Source organism: Cyanobium sp. T1B-Tous (genome assembly GCF_024345475.1).
In the GTDB taxonomy this organism is placed as follows: Bacteria; Cyanobacteriota; Cyanobacteriia; order PCC-6307; family Cyanobiaceae; genus Cyanobium_A.
Genome location: NZ_JAGQBE010000009.1, coordinates 31,242 through 48,053, shown reverse-complemented (window position 1 = coordinate 48,053; position 16,812 = coordinate 31,242). Strand labels below are relative to the sequence as shown.

The window sequence follows — 16,812 nt, the reverse complement described above, 5'->3', positions numbered from 1 at the left end:
GGGGGCCGTGCCAGCGGTGCTGCGTCCCACAATGCCCGACCTCCCCACCCCTGGCAGCTCCGCACCCGTGGCCAGGCCCCTCCCCGCGGCCAGCCCCGCAGCCGCCCAGCAGGAGCCCGTGCTCTGCCAGCACTGCGGCCGCACGGCGAGCAATGGCATCAGCTGCCAGGGCAGCTGCGTGGCCGACTCCGGCTACTGAGGCACCCCATGGCCAGTCCCAACCCGGCCTGGAGCTGGACCATCCGTCCCGCCCTCCTCAGCCTGAGCCTGGCGCTCCTGGGCTGGGCACCCTCCAGCCACGCCGAGGCATTTGGCCGTTGGGAGAGCAAGCTGCAGGACTGTGTTCTGTTGCAGGGTCTGGTGGGATTGCCCCTGCAGGCCCAACGCCAGAGCTGTGGACGGCTGCGACTGGAGCAAAACCTGGAAGGGCTGCTCACGGTGCGACTGATCACCCCCTCCGGCAGCCAGCGGTTCGGCAGCCAGAACCTGGTGTTCGGCGGCCAACTCGCCCCTGGCCAAAGGCCGATGCGCTGCAGCACCGATGGCCACTGCAAACCCCGCTGGCCGATGCGTTTGGAGGTGGCCACCGTGGCCAGCAGCCTGGCGGGGGAGGAGAGCCAGGCTCCCACGATTCCCCTAGCCCGGCTGGCCAAGGGCACCTGCCTGCTGGAGCGCCGGTCCCTGCAGTGCCAGGCCCGCGATCAGGAGGGTCAGTATTGGGAGGCGAAGGCCCGGCTCTGAGTCCAGCCCCCGCTCGCGCCTGGCTCAGCGGCGCTCGCCCTGCACCTCACCCTGGGTCTCGGAACCGTTCTGATGGCCATCGAGGTGCTTCTCGCAGGCCGATGCAGGCGCAGGGAGCACTCCAAGCCCAGCAGCCGTCAGGGGCAGGGCAACCAGGAGCAGGCACCAGCGCGCAACGGAGGAGGAGCGCTTCATCTGGGAAAGGTGGGAAGACCCAGAAACCCTATGCAGAAATATCCCGGCCGGCCGCAACGGTGTGGGATCTGTGAGAGAGCTGGGCCCTCCAGCGGCGCAGAGCAAGCCTCCTGACAGGCTTCGCCTGGGGCCCGACTGCCAAGGTGCTGAATAAAGGCGGCACCCAGATTCGAACTGGGGGTAAAGGATTTGCAATCCTCTGCCTTACCACTTGGCCATGCCGCCGCCCAGGGAGCAAACTCCCTGCAGCGGATCGTATCAGCCATGGCATGTCCTCCCTGCCGCTGAACCGTCTGCTCGTTCTGAGCAATGGCCACGGGGAGGATCTGATCGCCCAGCGCATCCTGCGGGCCCTGCAGACCCGACAACCGCAGCTGGTGATCCGGGTGCTGCCCCTGGTCGGCCTGGGCGAGGCGTTCGCCAACGACGAAGCGGAGGGCCATCTCAAGCGGCTCGGCCCCCAGCTGCAGCTGCCCAGCGGCGGCTTCAGCAACCAGAGCCTGCGGGGCCTAACCCGCGACCTGGCCGCCGGTCTGCCGCTGTTGAGCTGGCGCCAGATGCGACTGGTGCGCCACTGGGCCCAACAGGGGGCTCCCGTGCTGGCCGTGGGCGACCTGCTGCCCCTGCTGCTGGCCTGGGGCGGCGGCGGCCGTTTCGGTTTCATCGGCACGCCCAAGAGCGATTACACCTGGGCCTCAGTGGCTCCCACCGGCTGGGGGCCCACGCCGTTGGCCGATGGGTACCACCGCTGCAAGGGCAGTGAATGGGACCCCTGGGAATGGGCCGTGATGGGCAGCCGGCGCTGCCGGCTCGTGGCCGTGCGTGACCCTCTCACCGCCCGGGGGCTGCATCGCCACGGGGTGGCGGCCCTGGCGCCGGGAAACCCGATGATGGACGGCTTCCCCCAGGCCCCGCTGCCGGCCTGGCTGGACAGCCAACGGCGCCTGATGCTGCTGGCCGGCAGCCGTCTGCCGGAGGCCCTCGGCAATGCCCGGCGGCTGCTGAGCTGCCTCCGATGGAGCCAGCCGCCGGAAGCCACCACCGTGCTGATCGCCTCCGGCTCCGCCCCCAGCCCCGACGCCTGGGCCACCCTGCTGGGCGGCGCCGGCTTCGAAGCCATGGCCGCCGATCCCGCCGCCACCGCGATCGGCGCGAGCAGCCGCTGGCGCCTGGGCCGCTGGACCGTGCTGCTCGGCAGCCACACCTTCAGCCGCTGGGCCGGCTGGGCCGAGCTGGGCCTGGCCACCGCCGGCACCGCCACCGAACAGCTGGCGGGGCTGGGGGTGCCCTGCCTGTCCCTGCCGGGGCCGGGGCCCCAGTTCAAGGCTGGCTTTGCCCGCCGCCAAAGCCGGCTGCTGGGGGGCGCCGTGCTGCCTTGCCATCAGCCGGACGAGCTGGCCCGGCGGCTGCAGCAGCTGCTCCACGACCCCAGCACCTGCCACCAGCTCGGAGCCATCGGCCGCCGGCGCATGGGACCCGCCGGGGGCAGCGCCCAGATCGCCGCTCTGGTGGAGCAACGTCTGCTGGGATGATGGGCTGATCCCCTGCCCCAACGCCGCCCATGGCCGGCATTCCCGATCGGGCCTACAACGCCGCCTGCGGCAAACTGGCCAGCCAATTGGGCATCAGCCTGGCGGCCGCCCGGCGCAAGGTCGACATCAAGGCCGCCCAGGCGGGCCTCAAGGACACCGCCTCCCGGGTGGAACTGGCCGCCCAGATGCTGACCGAAGCCGAGGGCAACAGCACCAGCAACCACGCCCTGCTCACCTCGCTGTTGGAAGCGGTGGGCAACGACGACAACTTCATGGTGGAGGACTGAATCGGCCAGGGCAGGGGCTTCAGCGGTTGCCGCCGGTGGAGTGCTCAAACAGCAGGTGAAAGCGCTGGCGGTCTAGGTCGGCGAACACCGGCAGGCAGCTGAAGCAACGCTGGGCCAGCTCCCAGCGCTCCTCGCGGCGCAACATGGTTTCCAGGCGATCCCGAGCGGGCAGCAGATAGCGCACATCCCCGGCGGCATAGGTCAACTGGGCCTCGGAGAGGTCTTCGACCCTGCCCCAGTCAGAGCTCTGGGCCTGCTTGTCGAGCTCCACCCCCACCAGCTCCTGCACCACGTCCTTGAGGCCGTGCCGCGGGCTGTAGGTGCGGCCGAGGCGGCTGCCGATCTTGGTGCAGAAAATCGGATCCACGGCAATGCCGAGGTTTTCGGCCAGGGCGGCCACATCGAACCGGGCGAAGTGGAACACCTTTTCAACGGCGCCGTTTTCCATCAGCGCCTTCAACCGGGGCGCCTCGCTCTGGCCGCGGGAGAGGCGGATACAGCAGACGTTGTCGTGGTCGTCGCAGAGCTGAACCAGGCAGAGCCGATCGCGGCCGTGGATCAGACCCATCGCCTCGGTGTCCACCGCCAGGGCCCGGGCGCCGGCATAGAGGGCGGCCCACTCCGCATCGAGATCGCCGTCAAACACGGCAAACCGGGCTGGAGCTGGCAGGTTGCTGGGGGCGGACGGGGCGGCCATGCCGAGGAGGCGGAAGATCGCCCCCATGCTGACAAGCCACGGCGCGGCCGGCCGACGCCACAATGGGTCCCATGGTCAACCTCGGCTCCACCCTGCTGCTCACCCTGCTGCTGGCCATCGGCCTGGTGTTTTTTCTGCGGGCTGCCAGCAAGGACCGCACCACCGTGGTGGACGTGCGCTCCTCCCGCCCCCCCCTGGAGGTGCTGAGTCAGCTCAGTGACTGGCTGCAGCAGCGCGGTTGGCAGACCGAGTCGAGTGATCCGGAACGGCGCCACCTCTGCTTTCGCGCTGAAGTGGCCGCCAGCCCGTGGCTGGCGGTGTTGCTCTCGGTGCTGGGAGCCGTGGGGGCCGCCTGCCTGGGCCTGGTGCTGCGCCAGCTGCTCCCCCCACTGGGCTGGTGGCCCCTGCTGCTGGCCCTGCTGGGCCCGGCCGCGGGGCTGATCTACCGCAACCGGGCCATGCGCGCCGAAACCCTGGAACTGCGCCTGATCAGCCACGACAGCGCCACCGGCAGTGCCCTACGCCTCCGTGCCCACCGGGACGAACTGATTGCGCTGGAACTGGAACTGGGGCCCCAGCTCGGCTTGTTCAGCGACGGCAAACTGCTCAGTTCCCCCATCTAGCTCTCCGTCCAGGCCCGCCATGCCGCACCACGCCAGGCCGCATTGCCAAGGGATGGTGGCCGTCCTGATCGGGGTTCTCACCCTCGGCGGCACCGCCGCGGCCCAGGCCCCCCTGGTGGCCAACCTGGATCCGCTGACCGGGCCCCGCAGCCGTCTGGCCAAGGACTGGGTGGGCCTGGCTCCCCTGCCCAACACCACCCCAATCCTGGTGCTCGCCGGCCATGCCGATTCCCAGGGGATCGGCGGGGCCGGCACGGCGGGAGCTGCGGTGGACCTGACCGGAGCCGCCCCGATGCAGCCCGGTCTCCGCGACGAACTCCACTGGAATCTACTCACGGCCCAGGCCGTGGTGGCCCTCGGCCAGCGGCGGGGGCTGGCGATCCGCTTCTACGACCCCCCGCTGCGCACCATCGCCGACGGTGACGACCCGCGCACCAACTGGAGTGTGGGCAAGGCCCATGCCGAGGCCGGTGGCTATGCCCTGGAAATCCACTACGACGCCTACGGGCCTGACGGGGTGGGCTCAGGGCTGATCCCCCCGCTGCATCGCCCACCCAGCCGCCTCGATGAAAGTTTGGCGCTCGCTTTCGGGCCCTACCCCCTGCTGTACCGCGAAGGCCTGGGAGCCCCCAAGCGGGGGATTGCCATCCTGGAAATCGGCAAACTGGAGGGGGCCCTGGAAGCGGCCCTGCGCGATCCGATCCGGCGGCAGGCCACCCTGGAGGCCATTGCCGTCCGGGTGGTGAACGCCCTGGAACAGGGCCTCGGCCGCAGCCCAGGCGCCCCCATGGCCGCGGCCAATCCTGCAGCGCTCACCCCACCGCCTGATGGGGAGCGCACCGGGCGGCCAGAGAGGCGTCGGTCAACCAGGCCTGGGGCTTGGTGAACAGATCCGTGAGCAGGGCTTCGCGGCTGCCCGCCTCGGGCTGGTAGCCGTACTCCCAGCGCACCAGGGGCGGCAACGACATCAGGATCGACTCGGTGCGGCCGTTGGTCTGCAGGCCGAAGATCGTGCCCCGGTCGAACACCAGGTTGAACTCCACATAGCGGCCGCGGCGATAGAGCTGGAACTGGCGCTCCCGCTCGCCGTAGGGGGTGTTGTGGCGCTTCTCGGCGATCGGCACGTAGCTGGGCAGGAAGGCGTTGCCACAGGCACTGGCCAGGGCGAACAGCTGCTCCCAGCTCTGCTGCACCGGGCCAATGCGGTTGCTCTCCGCAGCGGCCGGGCCCTTGGGGTCCTGCCCCTTGTAGAGCACGCCGCGGGGATCCTGGTAGTCGTAGAAGATGCCGCCCACCCCGCGGGTTTCCTGGCGGTGCTTGAGGAAGAAATACTCATCGCACCAGGGCTTGAACACCTCGTAGTAGGCGGGGTTCACGCTGTCGCAAGCGCCCTTGAGGGTGCGGTGGAAGTGCTGGGCGTCCTCCAGGAAGGGGTAGTAGGGGGTGAGGTCAGCGCCGCCGCCAAACCACCACACCGGACCCGCTTCGAAGTAGCGGTAGTTGAGGTGAACGGTGGGGATGTAGGGATTGCGGGGGTGCAGCACCATCGAGGTGCCGGTGGCAAACCAGCGGTGGCCCTTGGCTTCCGGACGCTGGCTGAGGATCGAGGGGGGCAGTTCCGAACCCTCCACCTCGGAGAAATTCACGCCGCCCTGCTCAAACACACGGCCGCCGGTCATCACCCGGGAGCGACCGCCGCCGCCCTCAGGACGCACCCAGCTCTCCTCTGCGAAGGGGGCCTCACCATCGAGCTGCTCCAGCCCCGCACAGATGGAGTCCTGCAGGCCCATCAGCAGGGCCTTGGCCCGGGCGCGCGAGTCGGCGGGCGGCGCCTCCAGGGCTCCGTCATTGCCGACCGGACTCGAGGCCCCTCCACCCAGCTTGTTTTTGCCACGCGCCAGCAAGGCCTTGAGCATCGACGGTGCGCCGGAAAGACGCCGGAAAGGTCTCACCTTTTCAGGCCAGCCTCCCCTCAGACAAGTGTTCGAGAGGGTCTGTCACGGCCAGGGCGCCCCCCTCCTCGCGGGGCAGGCCACCTAGGATCGCAGGCCCTGTTTGGATTGCCGATGGCCTCAGTGGAGCAGGCCCAAGCCGCCCTCAACGCCGTCCAGGATGCTGGCAGCGGGCGCAGCCTGATCGAGCTGGGCTGGATCCAGGCCCCCCGACTGGTGGGCGATCGGGCCGTGTTTCGCTTGGCCTTGCCAGGTTTTGCCCAGGCTCAGCGCGATCGCATCGCCGCCGAAGCCCGTGCAGCCCTGCTCGCCCTCGATGGGGTGGCCGACGTGCAGATCGAAGTGGCCCAGCCCGCTGGAGGGGCTCCCATCGGAGCCGCCGGCCATGGGGCCCCGGGCGCGGCACCCGGTCAGCTGCCGGATCGTCAGGCCATCCCCGGCGTCCGTCAGGTGATCGCGGTGAGCAGCGGCAAAGGGGGCGTGGGCAAGAGCACGGTGGCGGTGAATCTGGCCTGTGCCCTGGCGGCCTCCGGCCTCAAGGTGGGCCTGCTGGATGCCGACATTTATGGGCCCAACGCCCCCACCATGCTGGGCGTGGCCGACCGCACGCCAGAGGTGCGCGGTGAAGGCGCCCAGCAGGTGCTCACGCCCATCGAGACCTGCGGAATCGCCATGGTTTCGATGGGGTTGCTGATCCAGGAGAACCAACCGGTGATCTGGCGGGGCCCCATGCTCAACGGCATCATCCGCCAGTTCCTCTATCAGGTGGATTGGGGCGAGCGGGATGTGGTCATCGTCGACCTACCCCCCGGCACCGGCGACGCCCAACTCACCGTGGCCCAGGCCGTTCCCATGGCAGGCGTGATCATCGTCACCACACCCCAGCAGGTCTCCCTGCAGGATGCCCGGCGCGGGCTGGCGATGTTCCTGCAGATGGGCGTCACCGTGCTGGGCGTGGTGGAGAACATGAGCGCCTTCATCCCGCCGGATGCTCCGGAGAAGCGCTACGCCCTCTTCGGCAGTGGGGGGGGCGCCCGCCTGGCCGAGGAGGCCGGGGTGCCCTTGCTGGCGGAGCTGCCGCTGGAAATGCCGGTGCGGGAAGGCGGCGATGCCGGCCGGCCCGTGGTGCTCTCCCACCCCGACTCCGTCAGTGCCCAGGCCTTCCGGGCTCTGGCCGAGCGGATCGGGGCGGCCCACCTGGTGCCGGCCTGACCACCATGCTGAGCCAGCTGGGGCGGCGCAACTCCCGATTCTTCAGCGGCCGCAGCGGCCGGCGCAGCCCCCTGGCCGATGTGGACCTGATCCTCTGGGGGGTCCCCCTGGCCATGGTGGCGATCGCCGGCATCCTGATCGCCAGCACCCAGCGCCAGGCCGATTACGCCGACTGGTATCAGCACTGGATCACCGCAGCGGTGGGCATGGTGGTGGCCCTGCTGCTGGCCAGGATGCCCCTGGAGCGGCTGATTCCGCTCAAATGGCCGATCTATGGCGCCATGGTGGCGAGCCTGATCGCCGTTCGGATCGTGGGCACCAGCGCCCTGGGGGCCCAGAGCTGGATCAACATCGGCGGCTTCTACGTGCAGCCCTCGGAATTCGCCAAGGTGGGAGCGATTTTGCTGCTGGCCGGAGTGCTGGCGCGGCACCCGGTGGATCGCCCCGTCGATCTGGTGCGTCCTGTGGGCCTGATTGCCCTTCCCTGGCTTCTGGTGTTCGTGCAGCCTGATCTGGGCAGCTCCCTGGTCTTCGGGGCCGTTCTTCTGGTGATGCTGTTCTGGGCCGGCATGCCCGGGGCCTGGGTGGTGTTGCTGCTCTCTCCACTGGTGGCGGCCATCGTGGCTGGCACCCTTCCCTGGCTGCTCCTCGGCTGGATTCCCCTGATGGGCTGGCTGGCCTGGAAGAGCCTGCCCTGGAAACGGGTTGCTCTGAGCATCAGCCTGGCGGTGCAGGGGCTGTTCGCCGTGGCCACCCCCCTGTTGTGGGAACACGGCCTGCGCCCCCACCAGCGGGCCCGACTCACCCTGTTTCTCGACCCCGCCCAGGACCCACTCGGCGGCGGCTACCACCTGCTGCAGAGCACGGTGGGCATCGGGTCCGGCCAGCTCTGGGGAACGGGCCTGATGAATGGATCCCTCACCAAACTGCGCTTCATCCCAGAGCAGCACACCGATTTCATCTTCAGCGCCCTGGGGGAAGAGACCGGATTTCTGGGCTCGGTGCTGGTGGTGGCCGGCTTCGCCCTGCTGATGTGGCGGCTGCTCCAGATCGCCGGACGGGCCCGCACCGACTACGAAGCCCTGGTGGTGGTGGGGATCGGCGCGATGCTGATGTTCCAGGTGGTGGTGAACATCAACATGACCATCGGCCTGGGGCCGATCACCGGAATTCCCCTTCCCTGGCTCAGCTATGGACGGTCCGCCATGCTCGTGAACTTCATCGCCCTCGGGCTGTGCGCCTCCGTGGCCCGCCGGGGTCGCTCGGCCCAAGGACGCTGGTGAGCCTGTCCGACCTGCGCCGCTGCCTGGCCGAGGGCGTCCCCGCCGGCGTCGGCAACGAGGACAGCGTGCGACGCCAGTGGTGGGCGGCGCTGGCCACCCTGCAGGAGGATTTTCTGCTGCCCCGGCAACCACTGCAGGGGCTGTGGCTGGCAGCCCCCCTGCCCGCCCTCTACGAACCCGAACTGCTCCAACAGCTCCAGGGCTGGGTGTGGGCCCCACGGGAACTGCAGGATCTGCTGCCCGGCTCCGCCGCCCTGCTCCCAGGGAGCGCCCCAACCGGTACGGGAGGGAGCTTCCATCGGATGACCCTCGAAGAAGGCGATGGCACCGATCCGCTGCTGCTGGTGATCACGCCCCAGTTGCAGGTGGCCCTCTGCCTCGATGGACCGGCCGAGGCCCGGCGCCTGATCGTGCGATTCGATCCGGAGGCCCTGTCCGGGGCTTTGGGCCTGATCGACGGCCGTCTGTTGGCGGGCAACCCGGACGCGTCCGGCGCCCTGCGCACCGCCCTCCAGCGGCTGGGCCCCCTGCGCAGCGACGACCAGCTGGGGATGCGCTTCTGGCCGCGGATGGGGGAACGGCTGGCCGCCATGGCCCCCAGCCTGACCCTGCAACCCCTGGTCCACGGCGGCACGACCCGTGAACGCCTCCAGGGCGACGCGTCCCGGGCCGTGAGCAGCGAGCTGGCCCTGCTGGAGGCCCTCACCCACGAAGTGCGCACCCCGCTGGCCACGATCCGCACCCTGATCCGCTCCCTGCTGCGGCGCAGCGATCTGCCCGAGGTGGTGCGCCAGCGCCTGGAGCAGATTGATGGTGAGTGCAGCGAGCAGATCGATCGGTTTGGCCTGATCTTCCTGGCCGCCGAGCTGCAGCGCGAACCGGGGAGCGAACAGCCCCTCGAGCGCCACGCCCTGGCCCGCACCGACCTCAGCGCGGTGCTGCAGCAACAGCACGAGCTCTGGCAACGGCAACTGGCCCGCCGCGACCTGGCTCTGGAGCTGGTGATCGACGAGGGCCTGCCCCAGGTGCTGAGCGATCCGGCCCGCCTGGAAACAATGCTCGGCGGCCTGATCGACCGGTTCAGCCGCACCCTGCCTTCCGGCAGCACGGTGACCCTCAGCCTGTCCCCCGCCGGCTCCAGGCTGAAACTCCAGCTCAGCAGCGCAGGCCAGCGCAACGAGGACTCCACCGCCGCCCGGGAGCACGAAGGGGAACAGCGGGAGCTGGTGGGACCGGTGCTCAGCTGGAACCCAGCCACCGGCAGCCTGCAGCTGAGCCGACAGGCCACCCAGCGGCTGTTCCATCGCCTGGGCGGCCGGCTCACCGAACGCAGTGGCAGCGGCCTCACGGTGTTCTTCCCGCTGTGCTGAGGATGCGCCCGGAGGCGTGGTTTGTTGACGGGTGTGAAGAGTGCGGCGCCAGGCGGGATTCGGGCAAAAACACGGTGCTAGCTTCCGCCTGAAACGATCCAAAGCCATGGCAGCTACGGCGCTCAGCGGTCAACTCCCGAAGTACATCGGCAGCACCGGCGGCCTGCTGAACTCCGCTGAGACCGAGGAGAAATACGCCATCACCTGGTCCAGCCCCAAGGAGCAGGTGTTTGAGCTGCCCACCGGCGGCGCCGCCCACATGAACGAGGGCGAAAACCTGATGTACTTCGCCCGCAAGGAGCAGTGCCTCGCGCTCGGTACCCAGCTGCGCACCAAGTTCAAGCCCCGGATCGAGGACTACAAGATCTACCGGATCTTCCCCGGCGGTGACACCGAGTTCCTGCACCCCAAAGACGGCGTCTTCCCCGAGAAGGTGAACGAAGGCCGCGCCATGGTGGGCCACAACCCCCGTCGGATCGGCGCCAACCCCAACCCGGCCAACCTCAAGTTCACCGGCAAGAACACCTTCGACGCCTGAACGGCGCCGACCAACTCCTATAAAGGCGGGGCCAGGCGCCCCGTTTTTTTTGCCTGCCCGCTTGCCCATGCCCAGCCCCGATCGCGATGGCTTAGCCGAGCAGGCGTTCCTTCAGGCGGTGGCGGCCGGCAACAGCTTCGTTCCCCTCTGGAAGCGCTGGCCCGCCGACCTGGAGACACCACTCACCACCTGGCTGAAGGTGGGGGCCAGCAGTGATCACGGGGTCCTGCTGGAGTCGGTGGAAGGTGGCGAGCGGATCGGGCGCTGGAGCTTTGTGGTCAGCGACCCGCTCTGGACCCTCACCAGCCGCGGCGAGCAGTCCGAGCGCCGCTGGCGCGATGGCCGTTGTGAGCTCCTGGAGGGCAACCCCTTCACGCTGCTGCGCGCGTGCCTGGAGCCCCTGAGCAGCACGCCAATCCCCGGCCTGCCGCCGGTGGGGCAGCTGTTCGGCTTCTGGGGCTATGAGCTGATCCGTTGGATCGAGCCGAGCGTGCCGGTGCACCCGCCAGGGGAGGGCGCCCCGCCCGATGGCTGCTGGATGCTCGCCGACAGCCTGTTGGTGTTCGACCAGGTGAAGCGGCAGATCACCGCCGTGGCCTATGCCGACCTGAGCGATGGCCAGGACCCACACGATGCCTACGCCGCCGCCGCGGCCCGCATCGCCGCCCTCGAGGAGCGCATGCAGGCACCCTTGCCGGGCCATGTCACCCCCCTGCGCTGGCACGACGCCAGCGCCACCGACATGGCCCAGACCCTGGCGACCACCAGCAATGTGGGCCGGGAGGCGTTTGAGGCCGCGGTGCTCCGAGGCGAGGAGCACATCGAGGCGGGCGACGTGTTCCAACTGGTGCTCAGCCAGCGGCTGGAAACGCGCATTGATCGCGATCCCTTCGAGCTCTACCGCAGCCTGCGGATGGTGAACCCGTCGCCGTACATGGCGTTCTTCAACTTCGGCGGCTGGTACCTGATCGGCTCGAGCCCCGAGGTGATGGTGAAGGCCGAACCCACACCGGAAGGGACGGTGAAGGCCTCCCTGCGGCCGATCGCCGGTACCCGCCCCCGGGGCGCCGATGAGGCCGAAGACCTCGCCCTAGAGGCCGACCTGCTGGCCGATCCCAAGGAACGGGCCGAGCACGTGATGCTGGTGGACTTGGGCCGCAACGACCTGGGCCGCGTCTGCCAGCCCGGCACCGTCAAGGTGAGCGACCTGATGGTGATCGAGCGCTATTCCCATGTGATGCACATCGTGAGCCAGGTGGAGGGCCTGCTGGCCGAGGGGCAAACCGTGTGGGACCTGCTGATGGCCTCCTTCCCTGCCGGCACGGTGAGCGGTGCCCCCAAGATCCGCGCCATGCAGCTGATTCACGCCCTGGAGCCCGACGCCCGCGGCCCCTATTCGGGGGTCTACGGCGGCGTTGACCTGGCCGGCGCCCTCAACACAGCCATCACCATTCGCACCATGGTGGTGCTGCCCCATCCCGAGGGGGGCTGGCGGGTGCAGGTGCAGGCCGGCGCCGGGGTGGTGGCCGACTCCAGGCCTGAAGCGGAATACCAGGAAACTCTCAACAAGGCCCGCGGCATGCTGAAGGCCCTGGCCTGCCTCCTGCCGGCCCAGCCATGACCACGCCCCTGCTGCTGAAGGGTTTTGAGGTGGAGCTGTACACCGGCCGGGAGGACGGCACCGTGGTGGGCTGCTCGGCTGAGGCGGCTGCGGCCCTGGAGGGCTTCGTGACCGAACCCGACCACCGCAACCTCGAATACATCACGCCCCCGGATGCCAGCTACGACAACCAGCTGCGGCTTCTGGTGGAGCCACGCCAGCGTCTGCGCCGCTGGCTGGCCAGCCGCCAGCTCACCCTGCTACCCGGCAGCACCCTGAGCCTGGGGGACAGCCACCGCTTTGAGCGTTCGGACCCCCAAAACCCCTACCACGGCTACATCGAAGCCACCTACGGCACCCAGGTGGTCACCGCCAGCGTGCACATCAACCTGGGGCTGATCGGCGGCCAGGGCCCCGAGCAGATGGACCGCCTGTTTGCCGCGCTGCGCCTGATGCGCTGTGAAGCGGCCTTGCTGCTGGCCCTGAGCGCCAGCTCCCCATTCCTGGACGGTGCGGTCACCGGAGCCCACTCCCAGCGCTGGCTGCAGTTCCCGCTCACTCCGGCCGAGGTGCCGCTGTTCCTCAGCCACCAGCACTACATCGACTGGATGGATCAGCAACTGGCCCTCGGCACCATGCAAAACGTGCGGCACCTCTGGACCTCGGTGCGGCCCAACGGGGACCACCGCCCCCATGACCTCAATCGGCTGGAAATCCGCATCTGTGATCTGGTGACCGATCCCCTCGTGCTGCTGGCGATCACGGCCTTTGCCGAGCTCCGGATCCACCAGTTGCTGCGCCAGCCGGCACACGGTGATCCCCTCAAGGCCAGTCAACTGACGCCGGCGGAACTGGCCGCCCTCGCCGATGCGAACGACCGGGCTGCAGCCCGCTCCAGCCTGGAGGCCACGCTGCATCACTGGCGCGACGGTGCGGCGGTGTCCGCCCAAGACTGGCTGCGGGCAGAGCTGGCCGCCCTGGCCCCCCTGGCCGTCGAGTTGGGGCTAGCGACCGTGCTGGCTCCCCTGCACACCGTGCTGGACCACGGCAATCAGGCCATGCGCTGGCTGGCTGGCGAACGGGCCGGTCTCTCGATCAGCACCCTGCTGAGCCAGGAGATTCAGGCGATGGCCAACCAGGAAAGGGACCTGCTGGAGGCATTCGGCACAGTCGGGCCGCCAGGTTCTTTGGGATGATCATGGATTCTCGTGCTGCCCATCCGGCTCCCATGCGGCAGTCCATGCCCACGCCCAACCCCGCGACGGACGCCAGCAGCGCTGGCCTGCCGACGGCACAACGGGTCACCCGCCTACTCGGCGAACGGTTGGAGCTGGTCGAAGACCTTTGGGAAACCGTGCTGCGCAGCGAATGCCCCCCCGAGCAGGCGGAGCGGCTGCTGCGGCTGAAGCGTCTGAGCGACCCCACCGAGGGCGAGGCCGGCGGCACAGGCGACGCCAGTGGGGGTGACGCGACGGCGGCGATTGTGCAGCTGATCCGCGAGATGGATCTGGCCGAAGCCATTGCCGCGGCCCGGGCCTTCTCTCTCTATTTCCAGCTGGTCAACATCCTCGAGCAGCACATCGAGGAGGACAGCTACCTCGACAGCCTCAAAAACCAGGACAGCTGCCCCAGCGATCCCTTCCTGCCGGCGTTGGCCAACCAGACCGACCCGGCCACCTTCCGTCAGTTGTTCGCGCGACTGCGGAATCTGAACGTGCCCCCGGCCCAGCTGGAAAACCTGCTGCGCACCCTCGATCTGCGCCTGGTTTTCACGGCCCATCCCACCGAAATCGTGCGCCACACCGTGCGGCACAAACAGCGGCGGGTGGCCACCTTGATCCAACAGCTGGAGCAGGGCAGCGGCCTCAACGGCCTCGAGCGCCAGAGCCTGCGTCTGCAGCTGGAGGAAGAGATCCGGCTCTGGTGGCGCACCGATGAGTTGCACCAGTTCAAACCGACGGTGCTCGACGAGGTCGACTACGCCCTGCACTACTTCCAGCAGGTGCTCTTCGACGCCATGCCCCAACTGCGGGATCGCATCCGCGGCGCCCTGCAGGTGAGCTATCCCGATGTGGAACCACCCCGGGATGCGTTCTGCACCTTCGGCTCCTGGGTGGGTTCAGACCGGGACGGCAACCCCTCGGTGACCCCGGACATCACCTGGCGGACCGCCTGTTATCAACGCCAGCTGATGCTGGAGCGCTACATCAAGGCGGTGGCCGAGCTGCGGGACCAGCTGAGCATCTCGATGCAATGGAGCCAGGTGAGCCCGGCCCTGCTCGAGTCGCTGGAAATGGACCGGCTGCGCTTCCCGGAGATCTATGAGGAACGGGCGGCCCGTTACCGGCTCGAGCCCTACCGGCTCAAGCTCAGTTACACCCTCGAGCGCCTGCGCCTCACCCACCAGCGCAACCAGCAACTGGCTGATGCCGGCTGGGAATCCCCCTGTGATGGCAACGCCCCACCGCCCCCAATGGGGGGAAATCTGGCCGCGCCACCCTCCCAGGAGCTGCACTACAGCACGGTGGATGAGTTCCGCAACGACCTGGAACTGATCCAGGACAGCCTCAAGGGCACGGGCCTCAGCTGCGAGTCGCTGCAGCACCTGATCAGCCAGGCCCAGATCTTCGCCTTCTGCCTGGCCAGTCTCGACATTCGCCAAGAGAGCACCCGGCACAGCGACGCCCTCGACGAGCTCAGCCGCTACCTGCAGCTGCCCGTTCCCTATGGGGAGATGGACGAGGAGCAGCGGGTCGCCTGGTTGCTCGCTGAGCTGCAGACCCGCCGGCCCCTGGTGCCGGCAACGGCACGCTGGAGTGCTCCAGCGGCCGAAACCTTTGCCGTGTTCCGGATGCTGCAACGGCTGCAGCAGGAATTCGGCTCCCGGATCTGCCGCACCTATGTGATCTCGATGAGTCACACGGTGTCCGACCTGCTGGAGGTGCTGCTGCTCGCCAAGGAGGCCGGGCTGGTCGACCCCCTAGCCCAACGGGCGGGGCTGCTGGTGGTGCCCCTGTTCGAAACGGTGGAAGATCTCCAGGGGGCCCCGGCGGTGATGGCCACCCTGTTCCGGCACCCCTTCTATCGGGCCCTGCTGGCCAGCGACGGCAGCCAGCCGCTGCAGGAAGTGATGCTGGGCTACTCCGACAGCAACAAGGATTCGGGCTTCCTCTCCAGCAACTGGGAGATCCACAAGGCCCAGATCGCCCTGCAGCGCTTGGCCATTGAGCACGGGGTGGCCCTGCGGATCTTCCACGGCCGCGGCGGCTCCGTAGGACGCGGTGGCGGCCCCGCCTACCAGGCAATCCTGGCCCAACCCAGCGGCACCCTCAATGGCCGCATCAAGATCACGGAGCAGGGCGAAGTGCTGGCCTCCAAGTACTCCCTGCCGGAACTGGCCCTCTACAACCTTGAGACGGTCACCACCGCCGTGCTGCAAAACAGCCTGGTGAGCACCCCCGTGGACGACACCCCGAGCTGGAACACCCTGATGGGCCGGCTGGCGGCCCGCTCCCGGGACCACTACCGGGCCCTGGTGCATGACAACCCCGACCTGGTGGCCTTTTTCCAGCAGGTCACCCCGATCGAAGAGATCAGCAAACTGCAGATCTCCAGCCGTCCGGCCCGGCGCAAGAGCGGCGCCAAGGATCTCTCCAGCCTGCGGGCCATCCCCTGGGTGTTCGGCTGGACCCAGAGCCGGTTCCTCCTGCCCAGTTGGTTTGGGGTGGGGGCGGCGCTGCAGGAGGAACTCGACCAGGACCCCGACCAACTGGAGCTGCTGCGCCTGCTGTATCAGCGCTGGCCCTTCTTCCGGATGCTGATCTCCAAGGTGGAGATGACCCTCTCGAAGGTGGACCTGGATCTAGCCCACCACTACGTGCAGGCCCTGGGCCGCAGCGAACACCGGGAGGCCTTCGAGCAGATCTTCCAGACCATTGCCGCCGAATTCGCCCTGACCCGCGACCTAGTGCTGACCATCACCGGCCACAGCCGCCTGCTCGATGGCGATCCAGCCCTGCAACTCTCGGTGGACCTGCGCAACCGCACGATCATTCCGCTGGGCTTCCTGCAGGTGGCCCTGCTGCGGCGCCTGCGCGACCAGAACCGCCAACCGCCGATGAGCGAAGCAACCAGCAACCCCAGCGATGACGGCCGCACCTACAGCCGGAGTGAACTGCTGCGGGGGGCCCTGCTCACCATCAACGGCATTGCCGCGGGCATGCGCAACACCGGTTGATTCCCCTTTCGCCACGCCCAACCCACCCGCCCCGCTTCGCCCAGCACTGGACTCCCTCTTGATCCCCTTCCGCAGCCAGCCCCCAGCCCCGCGCCTGCGGGAGGGCTACCGCTTGGTGGCAGATGGGCAGCCCAGCCCCGCCGCCCTCAATCGGCTGCTGCAGGCCAGTGGGGATCGCGCCCGCGATGCCGAACGCTGGCAACGGGTGCTGGAGCGCAGCATCTGGCACCTGGCCGTGGAGTCCCCCACAGGAGAGCTGGTGGGCTTCGTGCGGGCCACCAGTGATCTGGCCCTCAACGCCAACCTCTGGGACCTCTGTTCCGATCCCGCCGATCCCGGCCAAGGGGAGATCCTCGCGGTGCTAGTGCACGGCGCCCTGGGACGGCTGCGTCGGGAGCTGGCAGGGTGCAGCATCTCCCTCTCGGCGCCGCCGGAGGCCCTGGCGGCCCTGGAGCGCCACGGCTTTGCCGTGGATCCCGGAGGCATTCGGGCGATGGGGCTGCAGCTGGAGACCTAGGGCACAAAAAACCCCCAGCGCCAAGACC

Annotated in this window: 17 protein-coding genes and 1 tRNA gene; 14 read left to right on the top strand and 4 right to left on the bottom strand. The window is 68.8% G+C overall.

Annotated features, from left to right (window positions below; genetic code table 11):
* The first annotated feature begins 31 nt into the window (after positions 1–31).
* Together KBY71_RS03835 and KBY71_RS03830 are read left to right on the top strand one after the other, a co-directional pair.
* A complete protein-coding gene (locus KBY71_RS03835; protein ID WP_254927642.1) occupies positions 32–199 on the top strand; it encodes a hypothetical protein in 168 nt (55 codons plus the stop codon).
* A gap of 8 nt (positions 200–207) precedes the next feature.
* Positions 208–741, top strand: a complete 534-nt coding sequence (locus KBY71_RS03830) for a hypothetical protein (protein ID WP_254927641.1) — start codon at positions 208–210, stop codon at positions 739–741.
* 24 nt (positions 742–765) lie between these two features.
* Here KBY71_RS03830 and KBY71_RS03825 read toward each other — a convergent pair whose 3' ends face one another.
* The gene (locus tag KBY71_RS03825; RefSeq protein ID WP_254927640.1) at positions 766–936 is read right to left on the bottom strand and encodes a hypothetical protein; all 171 of its coding nucleotides are present in this window, start codon (positions 934–936) and stop codon (positions 766–768) included.
* Positions 937–1,090: 154 nt separating this feature from the next.
* A tRNA-Cys gene (locus KBY71_RS03820) sits at positions 1,091–1,161 on the bottom strand.
* Between the two features lie 44 nt (positions 1,162–1,205).
* On the opposite strand from KBY71_RS03820, the gene KBY71_RS03815 reads away from it, so the two are divergent.
* Positions 1,206–2,468: a lipid-A-disaccharide synthase-related protein gene (locus KBY71_RS03815; protein WP_254927639.1), complete on the top strand. Its 1,263-nt coding sequence runs from the start codon at positions 1,206–1,208 to the stop codon at positions 2,466–2,468.
* A gap of 29 nt (positions 2,469–2,497) precedes the next feature.
* A complete protein-coding gene (locus tag KBY71_RS03810; protein ID WP_254927638.1) occupies positions 2,498–2,755 on the top strand; it encodes a hypothetical protein in 258 nt (85 codons plus the stop codon).
* A gap of 19 nt (positions 2,756–2,774) precedes the next feature.
* On the opposite strand, the gene KBY71_RS03805 is transcribed toward KBY71_RS03810, so the two are convergent.
* Positions 2,775–3,452, bottom strand: a complete 678-nt coding sequence (locus KBY71_RS03805) for a ribonuclease D (protein ID WP_254927637.1) — start codon at positions 3,450–3,452, stop codon at positions 2,775–2,777.
* 71 nt (positions 3,453–3,523) lie between these two features.
* Here KBY71_RS03805 and KBY71_RS03800 point away from each other — a divergent pair, with 71 nt between their 5' ends.
* A complete protein-coding gene (locus KBY71_RS03800) occupies positions 3,524–4,075 on the top strand; it encodes a cofactor assembly of complex C subunit B (RefSeq protein WP_254927636.1) in 552 nt (183 codons plus the stop codon).
* 52 nt (positions 4,076–4,127) lie between these two features.
* The gene (locus tag KBY71_RS03795; RefSeq protein ID WP_254927635.1) at positions 4,128–4,961 is read left to right on the top strand and encodes a dehydrogenase; all 834 of its coding nucleotides are present in this window, start codon (positions 4,128–4,130) and stop codon (positions 4,959–4,961) included.
* Here KBY71_RS03795 and hemF read toward each other — a convergent pair.
* On the bottom strand, positions 4,888–5,991 hold the full coding sequence (gene hemF / locus KBY71_RS03790; protein WP_315858513.1) for an oxygen-dependent coproporphyrinogen oxidase: 1,104 nt from the start codon (positions 5,989–5,991) through the stop codon (positions 4,888–4,890). The two genes, KBY71_RS03795 and hemF, sit on opposite strands and share 74 nt — an antisense overlap.
* A 150-nt stretch (positions 5,992–6,141) precedes the next feature.
* On the opposite strand from hemF, the gene KBY71_RS03785 reads away from it, so the two are divergent.
* From KBY71_RS03785 to KBY71_RS03750, 8 genes are all read left to right on the top strand, one after another.
* Positions 6,142–7,239, top strand: a complete 1,098-nt coding sequence (locus KBY71_RS03785) for an Mrp/NBP35 family ATP-binding protein (protein WP_254927634.1) — start codon at positions 6,142–6,144, stop codon at positions 7,237–7,239.
* Positions 7,240–7,244: 5 nt separating this feature from the next.
* On the top strand, positions 7,245–8,522 hold the full coding sequence (rodA, locus tag KBY71_RS03780) for a rod shape-determining protein RodA (protein WP_254927633.1): 1,278 nt from the start codon (positions 7,245–7,247) through the stop codon (positions 8,520–8,522).
* A complete protein-coding gene (locus KBY71_RS03775) occupies positions 8,519–9,892 on the top strand; it encodes a histidine kinase dimerization/phospho-acceptor domain-containing protein (protein WP_254927632.1) in 1,374 nt (457 codons plus the stop codon). Before rodA ends, KBY71_RS03775 begins: the two co-directional genes overlap by 4 nt.
* A gap of 106 nt (positions 9,893–9,998) precedes the next feature.
* Positions 9,999–10,430: a photosystem I reaction center subunit II PsaD gene (locus tag KBY71_RS03770; protein ID WP_254927631.1), complete on the top strand. Its 432-nt coding sequence runs from the start codon at positions 9,999–10,001 to the stop codon at positions 10,428–10,430.
* A 67-nt stretch (positions 10,431–10,497) separates the two neighbouring features.
* Positions 10,498–12,051, top strand: a complete 1,554-nt coding sequence (locus KBY71_RS03765) for an anthranilate synthase component I family protein (RefSeq protein ID WP_254927630.1) — start codon at positions 10,498–10,500, stop codon at positions 12,049–12,051.
* Positions 12,048–13,226, top strand: a complete 1,179-nt coding sequence (gene gshA, locus KBY71_RS03760) for a glutamate--cysteine ligase (protein ID WP_254927629.1) — start codon at positions 12,048–12,050, stop codon at positions 13,224–13,226. The genes KBY71_RS03765 and gshA overlap by 4 nt, the downstream gene beginning before the upstream one ends.
* The gene (gene ppc, locus KBY71_RS03755; RefSeq protein WP_396095065.1) at positions 13,223–16,267 is read left to right on the top strand and encodes a phosphoenolpyruvate carboxylase; all 3,045 of its coding nucleotides are present in this window, start codon (positions 13,223–13,225) and stop codon (positions 16,265–16,267) included. Before gshA ends, ppc begins: the two co-directional genes overlap by 4 nt.
* 58 nt (positions 16,268–16,325) lie before the next feature.
* Positions 16,326–16,784, top strand: a complete 459-nt coding sequence (locus tag KBY71_RS03750) for an N-acetyltransferase (RefSeq protein WP_254927628.1) — start codon at positions 16,326–16,328, stop codon at positions 16,782–16,784.
* Positions 16,785–16,812 lie beyond the last annotated feature (28 nt).

Coding starts and splice junctions, on each gene's coding strand:
- KBY71_RS03835 (WP_254927642.1), top strand. CDS start 32: ATGCCCGACCTCCCCACCCCTGGCAGCTCCGCACCCGTGGCCAGGCCC.
- KBY71_RS03830 (WP_254927641.1), top strand. CDS start 208: ATGGCCAGTCCCAACCCGGCCTGGAGCTGGACCATCCGTCCCGCCCTC.
- KBY71_RS03825 (WP_254927640.1), bottom strand. CDS start 936: ATGAAGCGCTCCTCCTCCGTTGCGCGCTGGTGCCTGCTCCTGGTTGCC.
- KBY71_RS03815 (WP_254927639.1), top strand. CDS start 1,206: ATGTCCTCCCTGCCGCTGAACCGTCTGCTCGTTCTGAGCAATGGCCAC.
- KBY71_RS03810 (WP_254927638.1), top strand. CDS start 2,498: ATGGCCGGCATTCCCGATCGGGCCTACAACGCCGCCTGCGGCAAACTG.
- KBY71_RS03805 (WP_254927637.1), bottom strand. CDS start 3,452: ATGGCCGCCCCGTCCGCCCCCAGCAACCTGCCAGCTCCAGCCCGGTTT.
- KBY71_RS03800 (WP_254927636.1), top strand. CDS start 3,524: ATGGTCAACCTCGGCTCCACCCTGCTGCTCACCCTGCTGCTGGCCATC.
- KBY71_RS03795 (WP_254927635.1), top strand. CDS start 4,128: ATGGTGGCCGTCCTGATCGGGGTTCTCACCCTCGGCGGCACCGCCGCG.
- hemF (WP_315858513.1), bottom strand. CDS start 5,991: ATGCTCAAGGCCTTGCTGGCGCGTGGCAAAAACAAGCTGGGTGGAGGG.
- KBY71_RS03785 (WP_254927634.1), top strand. CDS start 6,142: ATGGCCTCAGTGGAGCAGGCCCAAGCCGCCCTCAACGCCGTCCAGGAT.
- rodA (WP_254927633.1), top strand. CDS start 7,245: ATGCTGAGCCAGCTGGGGCGGCGCAACTCCCGATTCTTCAGCGGCCGC.
- KBY71_RS03770 (WP_254927631.1), top strand. CDS start 9,999: ATGGCAGCTACGGCGCTCAGCGGTCAACTCCCGAAGTACATCGGCAGC.
- KBY71_RS03765 (WP_254927630.1), top strand. CDS start 10,498: ATGCCCAGCCCCGATCGCGATGGCTTAGCCGAGCAGGCGTTCCTTCAG.
- gshA (WP_254927629.1), top strand. CDS start 12,048: ATGACCACGCCCCTGCTGCTGAAGGGTTTTGAGGTGGAGCTGTACACC.
- ppc (WP_396095065.1), top strand. CDS start 13,223: ATGATCATGGATTCTCGTGCTGCCCATCCGGCTCCCATGCGGCAGTCC.